Below are 15,800 nucleotides of genomic sequence, written 5' to 3' on the forward strand. Positions count from 1 at the left end.
GTTGCAAAGTTCGAACCGATTGGACGAACGGAAAGCCGGTTTCACGACGCCTGTCGCAAACGGCAAACCTCGGGTCGCGCGGCCCGGCGGCACTTGCGCTGGGGAAGGGCGGCGTGACAGCATTCGCAACTGCAATTATTTCGCATTTGCGTTGGACGCCCGCCGAGGTCAGCCGTGTCGCTGCAACCTACCTCCCCCATCACCGAGCTCTACCGCGGTCACCACAGCTGGCTGCTGGGCTGGCTGCGGCAACGCCTCGGCTGTCCGCACAACGCCGCCGACCTGGCCCAGGACACCTTCGTGCGGGTGCTGCAACAGCGCGAGTCCCGCGAGGTCCGTGAGCCGCGCGCCTTCCTCGCCACCATCGCCCGGGGCTTGCTGGTGGACCATTACCGCCGCGCCAGCCTGGAGCGCGCCTACCTGGAGGCGCTGGCCAGCCTGCCGGAGCACGAGGCGCCTTCGCCCGAGTCCCGCGAACTGATTCTGGAAACCTTGCTGGAGATCGACCGCCTGCTGGATGGCCTCAAGCCCCGCGTGCGCGAAGCCTTCCTGCTGTCCCAGCTCGATGGCCTGACCTACCCGCAGATCGCCGCGCGCCTGGGGCTGTCGGTGAGTTCCATCCAGCAGTACATGACCCAGGCCCTGACCCATTGCTACACGGCGGTCTATTCATGAGCGCACTCGACCCCCAGGTGGTGGAGCAGGCCATCGCCTGGCGCGTGCGCCTGGCTTCCGGTACCTGCGCGGCCGAAGCCTTCACGGCCTGCCAGCAGTGGCGGAGCGCGCATCCCGAGCATGAACTGGCGTGGCAGCGGCTGGAGGCCCTGGGTGGGCGCTTCGCCGGCATCCCCGCAGCCCTTGGCCACGCAGCGCTGGAGGGCGCCCGGCATGACCCGCAGCGCCGTCGGGCGCTCAAGGCCCTGGCGATCCTGCTGGCCGCTGGTGGCGCCGGCGTGCTGGGCGTCCAGGGGCCGTCCGCCTTCCAGCCCTGGCTGGCCAACCTGCGCACCGGCACCGGTGAGCGCCGTTCCGTTGGCCTGCCGGACGGTGGTCGGCTGCACCTGAACGCCGGCAGCGCCGTGGACATCGACTACGACGCCGACCGTCGCCTGCTGCGCCTGTACCAGGGCGAGATCCTCGTCGAAACCGCCGCCGACCCCTCCCGCCGTCCGTTCCTGGTGGATACCGGGGCCGGCATGCTGCGGGCCCTGGGCACCCGGTTCCTGGTGCGCCAGCGGCCGGACCGCATCCAGCTCGCCGTGTACGCCGGCGCGGTCGAAGTCAGCCCCCGAGAAGGCAGTGCCCGGGTCCTGAAGGAAGGCTGGCAGAGCCAGTTCGACGCCCACGGCATGACCGAGCCCCAGCGTGCCGAGGCGGACCGCGCCGGTTGGCTGGACGGCGTACTGGTGGCCAGGGATATGCGCCTGGACGAGTTCGTCGCCGAATTCGACCGCCAGCGCCACGGCGTGCTGCGCTGCGACCCGGCGGTGGCCGGGTTGCGCATCTCCGGGGTGTTTCCCCTGGACGACAGCGAGCGTGCCCTGGCCGCCGTGGCCCGCACCTTGCCGGTCCAGGTGGTGTACCGCACCCGCTGGTGGGTGACCCTGGCCCCTGCCAGCGCCTGAGTGCCTGGCTGGCTGAAAATAATTCTCATGAAGTTCTGCAGGTTTTCCGAACTCGTTCGGCCTCCCTTCGCATCCCCATTCTTCATGGCTTTCGAAGGACCCAACATGGCCGTTCAACGCTCCCCGGAATCCCTTGCCCGCGCCGTGCGCGCGGCCCTGCTCAGCCTCAGCCTGCCGCTGGCGGCATTGCCCACCCTGGCGCTCGCTGCCCCGGTCGCCCAGGAGTACCGGGTCCCCGCCGGTTCGCTGGACAGCGCCCTCAATGCCTTCGCCCGCCAGGCCGGCGTACTGCTGAGCTTCGATCCGGCGCTGACCGCAGGCCGGCGCAGTTCTGGCCTGCAGGGGCGCTATCCGGTGGAGCAGGGTTTCGCCCAACTGCTGGCCGGCTCCGGCCTGCGTGCCCACCAGATGGCCGATGGCGGCTATCGCCTGGAGCCGGCCCCGTCCGACGACGGGCAACTGGAGCTGGACAGCCTAAACATCACCGGCAGCTCCGTGGGCGACACCGCCGTCGGCCCGGTGGGCGGCTATGTGGCCAAACGCACCCGCACCGGCACCAAGACCGACGCCTCGATCCTCGAAACCCCGCAGTCCATCACCGTGATCAGCCGCGAGCAGATGCAGGCCCGCGGCGTCGCCACGGTGGAGGAGGCCCTGCGCTACAGCCCCAGCGTCAGCACCCCCTACGGCTACGACCCGCGCTACGACTGGATGAGCCTGCGCGGCTTCGACGCCAAGGGCTCCACCTACCGTGATGGCCTGATGCTCAACCGCAGCACCTACGGCCTGGCCCGCCCCGACGCCTACCTGCTGGAGCGCGTGGAAGTGCTGCGTGGCCCGGCTTCGGTGCTCTATGGCCAGAGCGAGCCCGGCGGCATCGTCAACCTGGTGAGCAAGCGCGCCCCGGACACCCCGCTGCACGAAGTGCGCGTGCGCGCCGGCAGTGATGACCTGGGCGAGCTGGCCGGGGATTTCGGCGGCCCCCTCGATGATCAGGGCCAACTGCTCTACCGCGTCACCTTCCTCGGCAATGACGCCAATGGCCAGGTGGACAAGACCGGCAACCAGCGCCAGGCCCTGGCCCCGACCCTCACCTGGCGCCCAAGCGACGACACCGAGCTGACGTTGTTCGGCATGTACCAGAAGGACGAGGGCGACTTCGCCTTCAGCCGTCGCTTCTCCCCGGTGCTGATGAGCGCCTTCCGCCTGCCGGCCAACCGCGACGACGATTTCTACGAGGGGGAACCGGGCTTCAACCGCTTCTACCGTGCCTACACCTCCTTCGGCTACGAGCTGTCCCACCGCCTGAACGACAGCTGGACCTTGCGGCAGAACCTGCGCTACGAGCGGATGAACTTCGACTACCGCTACCTCAACAACAGCGGCGTCTCCTTCGCCGGTACCACCCTGTCGCGCACCGCCAACGACAAGGACGAGCAGTTCGACGGCTGGACGGTGGACAACCAGGCCCAGGTGAACTTCGACACCGGCCCGCTGGCCCATACCCTGCTGATGGGCCTGGACTGGCGCCGCGTCTCGGCCCACGAGATCAGCCGATTCGGCAGCGCCCCCAGCCTGAACCTGCTCAACCCGGTGTATGGCCAGACGGTGCCGTGGCCGGCCAAGGATGCCGACAACGACATCACCCGGCGCCAGACCGGTTTCTACGCTCAGGACCAGATCGCCTTCGACGACCATTGGCACCTGCTGCTGGGGGGGCGCTACGACCTCGCCCGCAGCGAGACCGAGAGCAACCTCAACGGCTCGCGCACCAGCCGTGATGACGAAGCCTTCACGGGCCGTGTCGGCCTGGTCTACGTCGCCGACAACGGCCTGGCGCCCTATGTCAGCTACAGCGAATCCTTCAACCCCAGCACCTCCAGCGACCCGCTCAGCGGCCGGCCCTTCGACCCGGAAACCGGCAAGCAGTACGAGGTGGGCATCAAGTTCCAGCCCGAGGGCGCCCGCAGCTTCGTCAGCCTGGCGCTGTTCGACATCACCAAGCAGAACGTCGTCAGCACCAACCCCAACAACCCCAACGAGCGTCGCCAGGTCGGCGAGGTGCGCAGCAAGGGCCTGGAGATCGAGGCCCTGGCCAACCTGGCCGACGGCCTCGACCTGACCGCCAGCTACAGCCGCACCAATGCGCGCATCCAGAAGAGCGTCAACGCCTGGGAAGAGGGCGCGCGCCTGCAATTCGTGCCCCGCGAGCAGGCCGGCCTGTGGCTGGACTACACCCTCCAGGGCGGCCCCCTGGCGGGCTTCGGCGTCGGGGGTGGTGCACGCTACATCGGCGAGACCTCCTTCACCGGGCAGAACCCCTTCTTCGGGCTGTACGGCCCCCGCGTGCTCGAAGTGGAAACCGGTGGCTACACCCTGTTCGACGCCAGCATCCACTACCAGCTCGACGGCCTGCGCCTGGCCCTCAACGCCAGCAACCTCGCGGACAAGGAGTACGCCAGCTCCTGCGACGCCCAGGCCTGCTACTACGGCTACGGTCGCACCCTGACCGCCAGCGCCACCTACAACTGGTAACCCCATGAAAGGAACGACGTGAGCAACGCCACCCCCTCCACGCGCCGGGCCGTCGCCTCGCGCGTGCTGGCGGCGGTGATCGGCGGATACGCGGTGGCCTACCTGGCCACCGCCTTCCTCACCGTCCACCTGCCGCTGGCCCGTGCCGACCGTGTCACCTTCGCCAGCCTGGGCTGCTTCGCGGTGTACACGGCGGCGATCCTCTATGCCTTTGGTGCCCGCTCGGCCTGGCGTGCCTGGCTGGTGCTGGCGAGTCTGGCCCTGCTGCTGGCCCTCGCGGCCTACCTGCCCGGTGACTACGGAGTGCGTCCATGAGCCTGCGACAATCCATGGCCGGCCTGCACACCTGGGGCGGGCTGCTGCCGTCCTGGCTGCTGTTCGTCATCCTCTTCGGCGGCAGCCTCGCCTGCTTCGACAAGGAACTGGAGCGCTGGATGCGCCCCACGCTGCAGGCGCCGGGCGAACAGGCGCTCTCCCTCGACCGGGTGCGCGAACTGCTGCTGGCCCAGGCCCCTGATGCCCATGCCCTCTGGGTGCGCCCGCCGAGCGAGCGCGAGCCATTCTGGTGGGCCGGCTACGAGCCGGCGGACGAAAGCGAGATCCGCCGCTTCGCCCTCGACCCCGCCACGGGCGAGGTGCTGCCGGACACCCTCGGCGGTCGCTTCTGGTTCACCCTGCACTACGACCTCCACGCCGGCATGGTCGGGCTGTACATCGTCGGCCTGGCCGGCCTGTTCATGCTGGTGGCGCTGGTCAGCGGCATCATCATCCACCGGCGCTTCTTCAAGGACTTCTTCACCCTGCGGCCCAAGGCCAACGGCCAGCGCGCCTGGCTCGACGCCCACAACCTGTTCGGCGTGCTCGGGCTGCCGTTCCACCTGCTGATCGCCTACACCGGGCTGGTCATCTTCGTCGTCTACTACATGCCGGCCGGTATCCAGCGCGCCTATGGCGGCGACGCCAAGGCCTTCTTCGGTGACGTGCTGGGCCGCTACGAACGCGAAGCGGTGCAGCGCCCCGCCCCGCCGCCGGCGTCCCTCGATGGCCTGCTGGCGGATGCGCGACAGCGCTGGGGCGGCGGCGAGCCGGGCTGGATCAGCGTCCACCACCCCGCTGACGAAGCTGCCGTGGTGGACATCCGCCGCAGCGATGCACGGCGGGTGGCGGGCTTCCAGTGGACCCTCTCCTACGACGCCGGCAGCGGCGAGCTGCTGCACGAGCAGAAGCCCTACCTGGCCGGTTATCGCAGCTACACCTGGCTCAGCAACCTGCACATGGCCCAGTTCGGCGGGCAGATCGTCCGCGCCCTGTACCTGCTCCTGGGGCTGATGGGCTGCGCCATGGTGGTGGGCGGCCTGCAGGTGTGGCTGGCCAAGCGCGAGGCACGCGGCAGCCGGGGCATCGGCCTGGTGCGTGCGCTGAACGTTGCGGTGATCGGTGGCCTGCCCATCGCCAGCCTGGCGCTGCTCTGCGGCAATCGCCTGATTCCTGCCGACCTGGCCGAGCGTGCCAGCGCGGAAGCCTGCGTCTTCGTCGGTGCCTGGCTGCTGGTAGCGACCTGGGCGGTGCTGCGACGCAACAGCGGCCGGGTGGCGCGCGACCTGCTCGCCGTCTTCGCCCTGCTGGCCCTCGGGCTGCCGCTGCTCAATGCCTTCACCGGTGACCAGGCCAGCCTGCTGGCCACCGTCGGCCGCGGCGACTGGGCGCTGGCGGGCATCGACCTGAGCCTGCTCGGCTGCGGGCTGCTCTGCGCGGCGCTGGCCTGGCGCACGGCAAGCGAGTGCCGGGCTTCCGAGCCGTACCTGCAGCAGACAGGGGAGCGCGCGTGATGTTGCTTGGATTCGCGTTCTGCTACCTGGCCATGACGGCGCTGAGCCTGGCCATGGCCCGCCACCACAAGGCGCTGTTACAGGGGGCGCTGTCCCAGGCGCGGGCGCGCCTGCTGCGCGGCGTCGCGGTGCTCGCTTTCGGCGTCGGCCTGGTGCTGGCGGTGAGTGACCAGGGCGGCGAGATCGGCACCATCCTCTGGCTCTGCCAAGTGATGCTCGCCGGCCTGCTGGTGGCGGCCCTGCTGGCCTGGCGCGGTCGTTGGGTGCTGCCGGCAGCCGTCCTGCTGCCGTTGGGGAGTGGGGTGCTGGCGCTGCTTTGATGGTCTGCCGCTGGCGGGCCTGCGGCCCGCCGGGCGACTGAAGTCGCCCCTACAGGGATGGCGCGGTGGGCAGATGCTTGGCCCACGCAGAGGTTGTCGCTGCGCAGGGTGGATGGCGCGCTTTCCATCCACCAACAGTGTTGCAGGCGGCTCCGGCGGTGGGCTGAAGCGGAACGCCGCCCGGCCCACCCTACCGCCCCGGTACGGCTTTTCCGTGGGGCGGTTTCAACCGCGAAATCTCCGTGCCACATCCATCGCGAATGAATCCGCTCACGCCCGGCACATCGCGTCCCTGGGCGTAGGGTGGATGGCGCTCTTTCCATCCACCAAGGGCGTTCGCCGTGAGCCCACAGGGTGGACCGATGAAACGCGGTCCACCCTGCGCACCGAGGGGCGATGTAGCCCGGGCTTCAGCCCGGGGACGGGGCCAGGCGGCTCAGAACTCGACGCTGTAGCTCAGGCTGTAGGTGCGGCCACGGCCGTGGTAGTCGAACAGGTCGGCGGTGGCGTTGGTGCCGTAGAACACCTGGGCGCGCTGGCCCCAGACGGTGGTGTAGTCCTTGTCCAGCAGGTTCTGGATGCCGAAGTTGAGGGTGCCCACCGGCAGGGCCTGGCTGCCCAGCAGGTCGAAGGTGGTGTAGCCGTCGATCCTGTGGTCGTTGCCGTCGAAGGTGCCGTTGGCCAGGACGTTGCCGTCGTCGCTGAGGTTGAAGCTGCGCACCGCCTGCAGGCGCAGGCTGGTCTCGCCGTCCTGCCAGCCGGCGAAGGCGGTGAGCTTGGACGGGCTGGCGGCGGTGACGTCCTGCTTCTGCCAACGGTCCGCGATCTTCTGCTGGGAGCGGATGGCCAGGGCGCTGGCGCCGATCTGCCAGTTGTCGTCCAGCCAGTAGGTAGCCTGGCCTTCGAGGCCGTAGTTGCGCTTCTTGTTGCTCAGCTGCTCCACCAGCAGGGTGGTGCGGTTGTAGGTGATGCTCTTGTCCGACCAGGCATAGAAGGCCGCCAGCTGGGCGTCCAGGCCGTCGGCGTAGTGGCGCCAGCCGAGTTCCACCTGCTTGGTCTTGATGCCGTCGAGGGCGGAGTCCTCGACGTTGACGTGGCGGCCCAGGCTCCAGTGGTTGCCCACCCGGGTGTAGCTGCCCTGGCCGTAGTACTTGGCCGGGTCGGGCAACTCGAAGCCCTCGGAGTAGTTGGCCCAGACCTGTTGTGCCTTGCTCAGCTTGTAGACGGCGCCGACGTTGTAGAGGTCTACCTGGTAGTCCTTCGAGCCGCCGGGCACGGCGTCGGCGCTGCTGCCGTTGCCCTTGCTGATCTGGATCTGCTGGGCGGCGGCGACGAAGGAGCCGACGTCGTTGCCGATGCGCTGGTGGCGCACGCCGGCGGACAGGGTCAGGTCGTCGGTGGCCTTCCAGCTGGCCTGGGCGAACAGCGACTTGCTGTCGGTGTCGATGCCCGGGTAGCGGCCGACGCGGGCGTACTCGTCGGCCACCAGCCCGCCGGTGTTGGCGGCGGTGTTGAGGTTGAACAGGGACTGGTCGGAATCGAAGCTCTCCCACTCGAAGTCGGCGCCGTAGGTCAGGCTGACGCGATCCCATTCCTTGACCAGCACGGACTTGAGGCCGAAGTAGTCGGTGTCCTGCTGCGAGGCGGAGTAGTAGGAGCGGTTGGTGTCGATGGCGCCGTTGGTGAAGGTGATGGAGGGGTAGGGCTGGAAGGCCATCTCCTCGCTGCGGTAGTAGGCCTGCAGGTAGAAGTCGTGGCCGAGCACTTCCGGCACGTGCCAGGTGGCGTTGAACTGCTGGCGCTCGGTGTGCGGTTCGCGGTCGAAGCTGGCGCCGCCTTGCACCTCGAAGGGGGACTGGCCGCGCAGGCCCTGGAAGTCGCGCCCCAGGTTCACGCCCTTCTTGCCGTCGTAGCCGGAGTCGTACCACTGCATGCCCAGGTTCAGGGTCTGGCCGTTGTCGAAGGCGAAGTCCAGGCTGCCCATCACGTCCACCGCCTGGTTGTACTGCAGGTCGGTCTGGGTGATGTCGAGCATCACCTGGTCGCCGTTGCCGTCGTAGGCGGCGCCGTTCTTCTGGTAGGCCACCGAGACGCGGCCCTTGACCTGCTCGCTGCCGCCGCTGACCGACTGGGCCACGCGCCAGTCGTGGTCCTGGTGGGTCTCGAAGCCGCTGCGCACGCCGATTTCGCTGGTGAAGCGCGCCTCGCCCGCCTCGGCGCGCTTGGTGACGATGTTGATGATGCCGCCGGTGGCGCCGCCGCCGTATACGGCACTGGCACCGGAGAGCACTTCGATGCGCTCGATGTTGAACGGGTCGATGGAGTCGAACTGGCGGCTGATGCCCCGGGAGCTGTTCAGCGAGACGCCGTCGATCATCACCAGGGCGCTGCGGCCGCGCATGTTCTGGCCGTAGTTGGTGCGGCCCTGGGGACCGATGTCCAGGCCCGGGATCAGTTGGCCGAGGGCTTCCTTGAGGGGCACGCCGCCCTTGGTCTGCTCCTGCAGCTGGTGGCTGTCGATCACCCACACCGTGCCTGGCAGCTCGCTGATGCTCACCGGTGCACGGGAGCCGACCACCACCTGGCGGTCGATCTCCAGGGCCAGGCTGTCGTCGGCATTGCGCAGGCTGAAGCCGCCGTCGCTGGCTTCGGCACGCAGGCCGCTGCCCGCCAGCAGGCGGTCGAGGCCCTCGGCCACGCCGAACTCGCCCTTCAGGCCCTGGGTGCTGCGGCCCTGGGTCATTTCCGGGCTGAAGGCCAGCAGCACGCCGGCTTCGCGGCCGAAGCGGTTGAGCGCGGGCTCCAGGGCGCCGGCCGGGATGTCGAAGGCCTGGCGCTGGTCGGCACCGATCACCGCATCCTGGGCGCTGGCGACGGTGGGCAGCCCGGTGGCGGCCAGGCTCAGGCCCAGCAGCAGCGGTTGCAGGGCGCGGGCCAGGGGCGTGCGGGTGAAGCGGCGGAGGGTCGGGTCGGCGTTCATGGCGGCACTCGTCGAGAGAGGGAAAGGGGTTCTGCCTTCCCTGTCACGCGAGGCCGGGAAAAAGGTTCAGGTCGGTGGAGATTTTTTTCACAGGGCCGATGCGCGGCTCAGGAGGCGGCCCTGGGGTGCACGCTGATCCAGTAGCGGGTGACGCTGCGCACCTCCACCGGCAGGGTGCGCGGCAGCAGGGCGAGGATGCGGTCGGTGTGGTCCAGCGGGTAGGTGCCGGAGAGGCGCAGGTCGGCGATGGCCGGGTCGCAACCGATGCGCCCGTGGCGGTAGCGGCCGAGTTCGGCGAGGAAGTCGCCCAGGCGCATGGAACTGGCCACCAGCATGCCGTTGATCCAGGCCACGCTGTTCTCGTCCACCGCCTGGGCCGCCCCGCTGCCACGGGCGTCGAGGACCAAGCGCTGGCCGGGGTGCAACGCCAGGCGCTGGCCATGGCTGAACACCTGGGCATCGCCGGCGAACAGGCTGACCTGGCTGCGGCTGTCCTGCAGGCGCACGGCGAGGCGACCGCCGTTGAGCAGGACCAGCCCCTGGGGCGTTTCCACCCGCAGCGGGCGTGCCTCGTCCACCGCGTTCACCAGCATCTCGCCCTGGCGCAGGTGGAGCAGGCGCTGGCGGGCGTCGAAGCGGATGTCCAGCGCGCTGTCGGTGTTCAGCGACAGGGTCGAGCCATCGTCCAGGGTCAGGTGGCGGCGCTCGCCCACGGCGGTGCTCTGGTCGGCGCGTAGCGCCAGCATCGGGGCGCTGTCCCGCATCGCCAGGGCACCGCCACCGGCGATCACCAGCAGGGTGAGCAGCTTCAGCGCATCACGCCGGCCGCGTGAGGCCGGCGCATCCAGCGCGGCGAGGGCGGTGGGCGTGTTCAACCCGCGCAGTCCCCGGTTGACCGATTCGATGCGCTGCCAGGCGCGCTCGTGCTCCGGGTCGGCGGCGCGCCAGCGTTGCCAGTCCTCCTCGCGCTGGCGCGAGGGCGTGCCGTCCTGCAGCTCCACCAGCCACTGCACCGCCTGGGCGGCGACGGCGGGGGCGATGCGTGGCTCGCCGCTCTTGCGCAGGGCCATCAGAGGCACTCCGCGAAGTAGCAGCGCTCGGCGGCCTTGGCCATGTAGCGCTTGACGCTGGAGAGGGAAAGGCCGAGCTGCTCGGCGATCTCGGCGTAGGTGCAGCCGTCCACCTGGGCCAGCAGGAAGACCTTCTTGGCCTGGGGCGGCAGGCCGTCGAGCAGGCGGTCCAGTTCCACCAGGGTCTCCAGGATGATGGCGCGGGCTTCCTCGCTGGGGGCCTCGTCCTCCGGCAGCGCGGCGAGGGCCAGCAGATAGGCGCGCTCGATGTCCTGGCGGCGGTAGTGGTTGGCCAGCACGCGCTTGGCGAGGGTGGTGAGGAAGGCCCGGGGCTCGAGGATGCGGTGCGCCTCGCGCCCCAGCAGCACCTTGAGGAAGGTGTCCTGGGCCAGGTCGGCAGCACTCTGCGGGCAGCCGAGCTTGCGTTGCAGCCAGTGCCGGAGCCAGCCGCTGTGGTCGCTGTAGAGCTTGTGCAACGCCTGCTCGGGGGCTGCCGGGCTGTGGGTCAAGGAAGGCTCCGGGAAGGTTCGGAAAGCGATTAAATAGGAATGCTTCGCATTCTATTTGTGCCGAGGGGCGTTACGCAATGCGCTGGGCCATCCGCAGCGAGGCCTCATCCTCCAGAGGGAGTCGCGGAGCCCGTGTGGGAGCGGTTTCAACCGCGATGGCGCTTGCTGCCGTAGCCCGGACTTCAGTCCGGGGTTGCCGAGGGCCGGTCCCGGGCTACGGGGATTCAGCTCATGGCTGCGCGGTATTCGCCGGGTGTGCCGCCGAGTGCGCGGCGGAAGCGGTTGCTGAAGTGGCTGGCGCTGGAGAAGCCGCAGGCGAGGGCGACGTCGCCCAGGGGCAGGGTGGTGCGGGCCAGCAGGTGGCGGGCGTGGGCCAGGCGGCGGGCGAGGACGTACTGGTGCGGCGGCAGGCCGAAGCTTTCGCGGAACATCCGCGCGAAGTGGTACTCCGAGAGCGCCGAGAAGGCCGCCAGCTCGCCCAGGCTCAAGGGCTCGGCCAGGTGCTCTTCGATGTAGGCCATCAGCCGCTTGCGCAGGGCCGGGGCGAGGCCGCCCTTGAGCTGCGGGCCCTGGCGCAGCCCCACCTGGGTGAGCAGGGCGTGGTTGAGCATCTCGTGGGCGAGGCTGGTGGTGAGCAGGCGCTCCCCCGGTTCGTGCCAGTCCAGCTGGACCAGGCGCTGGAAGCGCAGGACCTGCTCGGGGTCGTCGAGGAAGGTCGCTTCGCGCATCTCCAGCTCGCGGGGTTCGCGGTCCAGCAGGGTGACGGCGGCGTGGGCGAACTGCTCCGGCGGGATGTACAGGTGGGCGAGGCGGATCTCGCCGTTGACCACCCAGGACGAGTCGTGCCCCGCCGGCATGATGCACAACTTGCCCGGTGCGCCCTTGGTGTCGGGGCGTTCGCGGCGGAAGGTGCCGGTGCCGCCGGCCAGGTAGCAGGACAGGGTGTGGTGGCTCGGCCCTTCGTAGTCGCGGGCGTCGTGGTGGTTGCTCCACTGCGCGGCGGCCAGGCCGTCGCCCAGCTCGGTGCAACGCTCCAGGCGGGCGTTGGGCGAACTGGCCATCGACTGGAAGACCTGGTGGTGCAGCAGTGGCGACATGGACAAAGCCTCCGTGGGACGAACGCCATGCTAGCGCGGGCGTGGTGTGCGAGGCAGCGGGGCGCGGTGGATAAGCGCAAGTTTTTGCAAGCCGGCCGACGGGCTGCGCGGGAGACTGGCCACTCGACGCACCACCGGAAGACCGCCATGAACCTCTCGCTGTACCTGCTCACCGTGCTCATCTGGGGCACCACCTGGATCGCCATCAAGCTGCAGATGGGTGAGGTGGCCATCCCCGTGTCCATCGCCTACCGCTTCGCCCTGGCGGCCGTGGTGCTGTTCGCCATCCTGCTGCTCAGCCGTCGCCTGCAGAAGCTCGACGGCCGCGCGCAGGCGATCTGCCTGGCCCAGGGGCTGTGCCTGTTCTGCGTCAACTTCATGTGCTTCTACACCGCCAGCCAGTGGATCCCCAGCGGGTTGATCGCCGTGGTGTTCTCCACCGCCACCCTGTGGAACGCGCTGAACGCGCGGGTGTTCTTCGGCCAGCGCATCGCTGCCAACGTGCTGGCCGGCGGCGCACTCGGCCTGGCCGGGCTGGCGCTGCTGTTCTGGCCGGAGCTGGCCGGTCACCAGGCCAGCCGCGAAACCTGGCTGGGCCTCGGCCTGGCGCTGCTGGGCACGCTGTGCTTCTCCGCCGGCAACATGCTTTCCAGCCTGCAACAGAAGGCCGGCTACCGGCCGCTGACCACCAACGCCTGGGGCATGTTCTACGGCGCCTCGCTGCTGACCCTGTGGTGCCTGGCCAGCGGCACGCCCTTCACCCTGGACCTGAGCCCGCGCTACCTCGGCTCGCTGCTGTACCTGGCGATCCCCGGTTCGGTGATCGGCTTCACCGCCTACCTGACTCTGGTGGGGCGCATGGGGCCGGAGCGCGCGGCCTACTGCACGGTGCTGTTCCCGGTGGTGGCGCTGAACATCTCGGCCTTCGCCGAGGGCTATGCCTGGACCGCCCCGGCGCTGCTCGGCCTGGTGCTGGTGATGGCCGGCAACCTGCTGGTGTTCCGCAAGCCGAAAGCGCCGGTGGCCGCCGCGCCCCTGGGGAGCCGGGCATGAGCCAGCGCGTGGTACGCAGCCGCGACTTCACTGCCGAACGTGCCTGGGGCGCGCTGGACATCGCCAACCTCGACGGCACCACGGTGCGCCTGCACTGGACCGACCAGCCGTACATCTGGCACGTCAACGACGGCAGCGAAGTCTTCGTGGTGCTCGATGGCGAGGTGGAGATGCGCTACCGCGAGGGCGGCGAGGAGCACGCGGTGCTGTTGGGCGTGGGCGACCTGTTCCACGCCGGCCCCGGTTGCGAGCACGTGGCGCATCCCTGTGGGGCGGCGCGCATCCTGGTGGTGGAGCGCGAGGGCAGCGTCTAGCCGCGCAGTGCCCGTGCCAGCACACCGGGGGTGTAGCCGTAGGCACGGGTGAAATGGCGGTTGAGGTGGCTCTGGTCGGCGAAGCCGCAGGCGAGGGCGGCCTGCACCGGCGACTCGCCCGCCAGCAACTGGCGGTGGGCCTTCTGCAACTGGCGTTGCAGGCGGTAGGCGTGGGGCGGCAGGGCGGTGGCGGCCTTGAAGGCGCGCAGGAAGTGATGGGGGCTGACGCCGGCATCCCGCGCCAGTTCGCCGAGGCTGACCCCTTCCTCCGGCGCTTCGTCCAGGCGCCGGATGGCCCGGGCCACGGCGCCCGTGGGCAGGCGTGGCGGGTCGGCGCGACGTGCCTCCAGCAGCGCCCCCAGCACCTGCAGCAGTTCCTGCTCGGCCACCTCCCACCAGGGCTCGTCGGCCGGCCCGGTGAGGGCCGCGTGCAGGGTGAGGAAGGCCTGCCGCGTGGCGCTGCAGGGCAGCACCGGGTGGGCCAGCTCGACGCCGGGGCTCTGGTCGAGCAGCCCGGCCGCGCGGGCGATCAGGGCGCTGTCGAAATACAGCATGCGCCAGCTGCGCGGGGCGTCCGCCACGGGGCGGCCGTCGTGCACTTCGTTGGGGTTCACCGAGATCAGGCTGCCCGGTTCGGCGCGCACCTCGCCGCGGCCGCTGGCGGAGTCCTGGGCGCCGTGGAGGATGACGCCGATGCCGAAGCCGTCGTGGGTGTGACGGCCGAAGGCGCGTTGCGAGGTGGCTTCCACGGCCAGCACGCCGGCCAGGCGGCTGGGCTGGATGTCGAAGGCTTCGGTGTGCGTCCCGCCGGCCATGCGCGGCTCCCGGTCGTGTGCGAGGCCGCAGTATAGCCAGGGTGGGCACGGGCCCTGGCAGATCAATTTCGTTCAAGAACCGGGGCGGCGGATGCGCCTGAATGGGGCCTCGCAATCCAGCGAGAGGCTATTCGGGAGGTTGGGGTGTCGAGACGTGCGCAAGGCTATCTGCTGCTGTCACTGGCGATGATGACGGTGGGCACCACGGTCATCGCTTCCAAGGTTCTGGCGGGCAGCGTGCCGCCGTTCCAGGCCACCGCGCTGCGCTTCGCCCTGGCCCTGCCGGTGATGCTGTGGCTGCTGCGGCGCCAGGGCGCAGCGTGGCCGCGCCTGGGGGCGGGGGACCGCGTGTTGCTGGTACTCCAGGCCGCCGCCGGCAGCGTGGGCTACACGGTGCTGCTGGTGATGGGCCTGGCCCACCTGCCGGCGGCGGATGCGGGGGTGATCATCGGCACCTTGCCGGCGGTGTCCGCGCTGTTCTCGGTGCTGGTACTGGGGGAGCGGCCGGGGCTGCGGCAGGTGGCCAGCGTGGCCTTGGCGACCCTGGGGGTGATGGCGGTGGCCTGGAAGGCCAGCGGGCCGGGCAGCGGGTTCGGGATGCTCTGCGTGTTCGGCGCGGTGCTGTGCGAGAGCGCGTTCATCCTGCTCAACAAGCGCATGCGCCAGCCGCTGGGCGCGGTGCAGCAGGCCACGGCCATGGTCGTCCTCGGGCTGCTGGTGTCGGCGCCGGCGGCCCTGCTGGAGGGGCCGTTGGCCTGGCCTGCGCCGGCATCCCTGGGGGCGCTGGCGTGGTACGCCTGGGTGCCGACGGCGGCGGGTTTCCTGCTCTGGTACGCCGGCTCGTCGCGGGTCAGCGGCGGGGAGGCGGCCACCTTCACGGCGGTGGCCCCGCTCACGGCAGTGGCGCTGGCAGCCGTTCTGCTGGGGGAGCCGCTGGGGCTGTCCCAGGGGCTGGGGATTGGGGCGGTGGTCCTGGCGATCCTGGTGCTGGCCGCGCCGTTACGCGACACGGCCAGCCGCTAGCGCTCCACGCAGGTTCATCGCTGCCCGTTCCGTAGCCCGGGCTTCAGCCCGGGAGCGGTGCCGGGTGTTCCCGGACTGAAGTCCGGGCTACGGTCGGGTGCTGGCCTTGGCATTGCCCGGCATGGCCAGCCACTAGCCGCTGGCTTCGTCGGCCTTTTTCGCTCCGCGCAGGTTCATTGCCGCCAGGCACAGTTGCAGGACGATCAGCGCCCAGGCGTGGGCGTGCAGGCCCCAGGCGATCCACAGGGCGTTGCTGGCCAGGAACACCCAGAAACCGATGTGTCGCCGGGCGGGTGTCTTCGAGCCGATCAGCCAGGCGGCGGCCACGGTGACCAGCATGGCCGGCCATTGCAGCAGGTCAAGGTAGTCCATCGAATCCCCCCTTGTTCTCCTGTTTAGTGAGGCAGCGGGGGTGACGGTTCCGACGTTTTCACGGCGCATGGGGTGGGCTTCCATTCGCGTGCCCAGGAATCCCGAAGCCCTTCGTCCGTAGCCCGTCACGATGGGCTTCGCACAGCTCAGCCCATCCTACGGACGGAGCGGGCCGTAGGATGCGGTGAGTTCGGCGAACCGCATCACTGGCGGGGATGCATGAGACCCCCAGCGGCCCATGAGCCCGTCACGATGGGC

15 protein-coding genes are annotated in these 15,800 nt (G+C 69.9%); 9 read left to right on the forward strand and 6 right to left on the reverse strand.

Annotated elements, in window-relative coordinates; genetic code table 11:
• Positions 1 to 180: 180 nt before the first annotated feature.
• The 6 genes from BM198_RS14165 (at position 181) to BM198_RS14190 (ending at position 6,309) form a co-directional block, all read left to right on the forward strand.
• Complete coding sequence (locus BM198_RS14165) at positions 181 to 675, forward strand: sigma-70 family RNA polymerase sigma factor (protein ID WP_074970997.1); 495 nt, start codon at positions 181 to 183, stop codon at positions 673 to 675.
• Positions 672 to 1,625 carry a FecR domain-containing protein gene (locus tag BM198_RS14170; RefSeq protein ID WP_074970754.1) on the forward strand — a complete coding sequence of 318 codons (954 nt, stop codon included), beginning with the start codon at positions 672 to 674 and terminating at the stop codon, positions 1,623 to 1,625. Before BM198_RS14165 ends, BM198_RS14170 begins: the two co-directional genes overlap by 4 nt.
• 105 nt (positions 1,626 to 1,730) lie before the next feature.
• Positions 1,731 to 4,160: a TonB-dependent siderophore receptor gene (locus tag BM198_RS14175; RefSeq protein ID WP_052807567.1), complete on the forward strand. Its 2,430-nt coding sequence runs from the start codon at positions 1,731 to 1,733 to the stop codon at positions 4,158 to 4,160.
• A gap of 18 nt (positions 4,161 to 4,178) precedes the next feature.
• A complete protein-coding gene (locus BM198_RS14180; protein ID WP_044404391.1) occupies positions 4,179 to 4,475 on the forward strand; it encodes a DUF3649 domain-containing protein in 297 nt (98 codons plus the stop codon).
• Positions 4,472 to 5,989, forward strand: a complete 1,518-nt coding sequence (locus tag BM198_RS14185) for a PepSY-associated TM helix domain-containing protein (RefSeq protein ID WP_074970755.1) — start codon at positions 4,472 to 4,474, stop codon at positions 5,987 to 5,989. Before BM198_RS14180 ends, BM198_RS14185 begins: the two co-directional genes overlap by 4 nt.
• A complete protein-coding gene (locus BM198_RS14190) occupies positions 5,989 to 6,309 on the forward strand; it encodes a DUF3325 domain-containing protein (RefSeq protein ID WP_341865217.1) in 321 nt (106 codons plus the stop codon). Before BM198_RS14185 ends, BM198_RS14190 begins: the two co-directional genes overlap by 1 nt.
• Positions 6,310 to 6,745: 436 nt before the next feature.
• On the opposite strand, the gene BM198_RS14195 is transcribed toward BM198_RS14190, so the two are convergent.
• The 4 genes from BM198_RS14195 to BM198_RS14210 form a co-directional block, all read right to left on the reverse strand.
• The gene (locus tag BM198_RS14195; protein ID WP_074970757.1) at positions 6,746 to 9,289 is read right to left on the reverse strand and encodes a TonB-dependent receptor; all 2,544 of its coding nucleotides are present in this window, start codon (positions 9,287 to 9,289) and stop codon (positions 6,746 to 6,748) included.
• Between the two features lie 107 nt (positions 9,290 to 9,396).
• Positions 9,397 to 10,359, reverse strand: a complete 963-nt coding sequence (locus BM198_RS14200) for a FecR domain-containing protein (protein ID WP_074970758.1) — start codon at positions 10,357 to 10,359, stop codon at positions 9,397 to 9,399.
• Entirely contained in the window at positions 10,359 to 10,868 is a 510-nt protein-coding gene (locus BM198_RS14205) for a sigma-70 family RNA polymerase sigma factor (RefSeq protein ID WP_044404380.1), read from the reverse strand. Before BM198_RS14205 ends, BM198_RS14200 begins: the two co-directional genes overlap by 1 nt.
• Positions 10,869 to 11,092: 224 nt before the next feature.
• The gene (locus tag BM198_RS14210; protein WP_074970759.1) at positions 11,093 to 11,965 is read right to left on the reverse strand and encodes a helix-turn-helix domain-containing protein; all 873 of its coding nucleotides are present in this window, start codon (positions 11,963 to 11,965) and stop codon (positions 11,093 to 11,095) included.
• Positions 11,966 to 12,112: 147 nt separating this feature from the next.
• Here BM198_RS14210 and BM198_RS14215 point away from each other — a divergent pair, with 147 nt between their 5' ends.
• Positions 12,113 to 13,018: a DMT family transporter gene (locus BM198_RS14215; RefSeq protein ID WP_044404373.1), complete on the forward strand. Its 906-nt coding sequence runs from the start codon at positions 12,113 to 12,115 to the stop codon at positions 13,016 to 13,018.
• Complete coding sequence (locus BM198_RS14220; RefSeq protein WP_074970760.1) at positions 13,015 to 13,332, forward strand: cupin domain-containing protein; 318 nt, start codon at positions 13,015 to 13,017, stop codon at positions 13,330 to 13,332. Before BM198_RS14215 ends, BM198_RS14220 begins: the two co-directional genes overlap by 4 nt.
• Here the strand turns inward: BM198_RS14220 and BM198_RS14225 are convergent.
• A complete protein-coding gene (locus tag BM198_RS14225; protein ID WP_074970762.1) occupies positions 13,329 to 14,147 on the reverse strand; it encodes an AraC family transcriptional regulator in 819 nt (272 codons plus the stop codon). The two genes, BM198_RS14220 and BM198_RS14225, sit on opposite strands and share 4 nt — an antisense overlap.
• A 144-nt stretch (positions 14,148 to 14,291) precedes the next feature.
• Between BM198_RS14225 and BM198_RS14230 the strand changes: the two genes are divergently transcribed.
• Positions 14,292 to 15,170, forward strand: a complete 879-nt coding sequence (locus BM198_RS14230; protein ID WP_074970764.1) for a DMT family transporter — start codon at positions 14,292 to 14,294, stop codon at positions 15,168 to 15,170.
• A gap of 132 nt (positions 15,171 to 15,302) precedes the next feature.
• Here BM198_RS14230 and BM198_RS14235 read toward each other — a convergent pair whose 3' ends face one another.
• Positions 15,303 to 15,542, reverse strand: coding sequence for a hypothetical protein (locus tag BM198_RS14235; RefSeq protein ID WP_074970766.1), 240 nt, complete (start codon positions 15,540 to 15,542; stop codon positions 15,303 to 15,305).
• Positions 15,543 to 15,800: the final 258 nt, after the last annotated feature.

Source organism: Metapseudomonas otitidis, from assembly GCF_900111835.1.
GTDB lineage: Bacteria > Pseudomonadota > Gammaproteobacteria > Pseudomonadales > Pseudomonadaceae > Metapseudomonas > Metapseudomonas otitidis.

Excerpts from the sequence above, each read along its gene's own strand:
- BM198_RS14170 (WP_074970754.1), top strand. The coding sequence starts at position 672 with ATGAGCGCACTCGACCCCCAGGTGGTGGAGCAGGCCATCGCCTGGCGC.
- BM198_RS14175 (WP_052807567.1), top strand. The coding sequence starts at position 1,731 with ATGGCCGTTCAACGCTCCCCGGAATCCCTTGCCCGCGCCGTGCGCGCG.
- BM198_RS14185 (WP_074970755.1), top strand. The coding sequence starts at position 4,472 with ATGAGCCTGCGACAATCCATGGCCGGCCTGCACACCTGGGGCGGGCTG.
- BM198_RS14190 (WP_341865217.1), top strand. The coding sequence starts at position 5,989 with ATGTTGCTTGGATTCGCGTTCTGCTACCTGGCCATGACGGCGCTGAGC.
- BM198_RS14195 (WP_074970757.1), bottom strand. The coding sequence starts at position 9,289 with ATGAACGCCGACCCGACCCTCCGCCGCTTCACCCGCACGCCCCTGGCC.
- BM198_RS14200 (WP_074970758.1), bottom strand. The coding sequence starts at position 10,359 with ATGGCCCTGCGCAAGAGCGGCGAGCCACGCATCGCCCCCGCCGTCGCC.
- BM198_RS14210 (WP_074970759.1), bottom strand. The coding sequence starts at position 11,965 with ATGTCGCCACTGCTGCACCACCAGGTCTTCCAGTCGATGGCCAGTTCG.
- BM198_RS14215 (WP_044404373.1), top strand. The coding sequence starts at position 12,113 with ATGAACCTCTCGCTGTACCTGCTCACCGTGCTCATCTGGGGCACCACC.
- BM198_RS14220 (WP_074970760.1), top strand. The coding sequence starts at position 13,015 with ATGAGCCAGCGCGTGGTACGCAGCCGCGACTTCACTGCCGAACGTGCC.
- BM198_RS14225 (WP_074970762.1), bottom strand. The coding sequence starts at position 14,147 with ATGGCCGGCGGGACGCACACCGAAGCCTTCGACATCCAGCCCAGCCGC.
- BM198_RS14235 (WP_074970766.1), bottom strand. The coding sequence starts at position 15,542 with ATGGACTACCTTGACCTGCTGCAATGGCCGGCCATGCTGGTCACCGTG.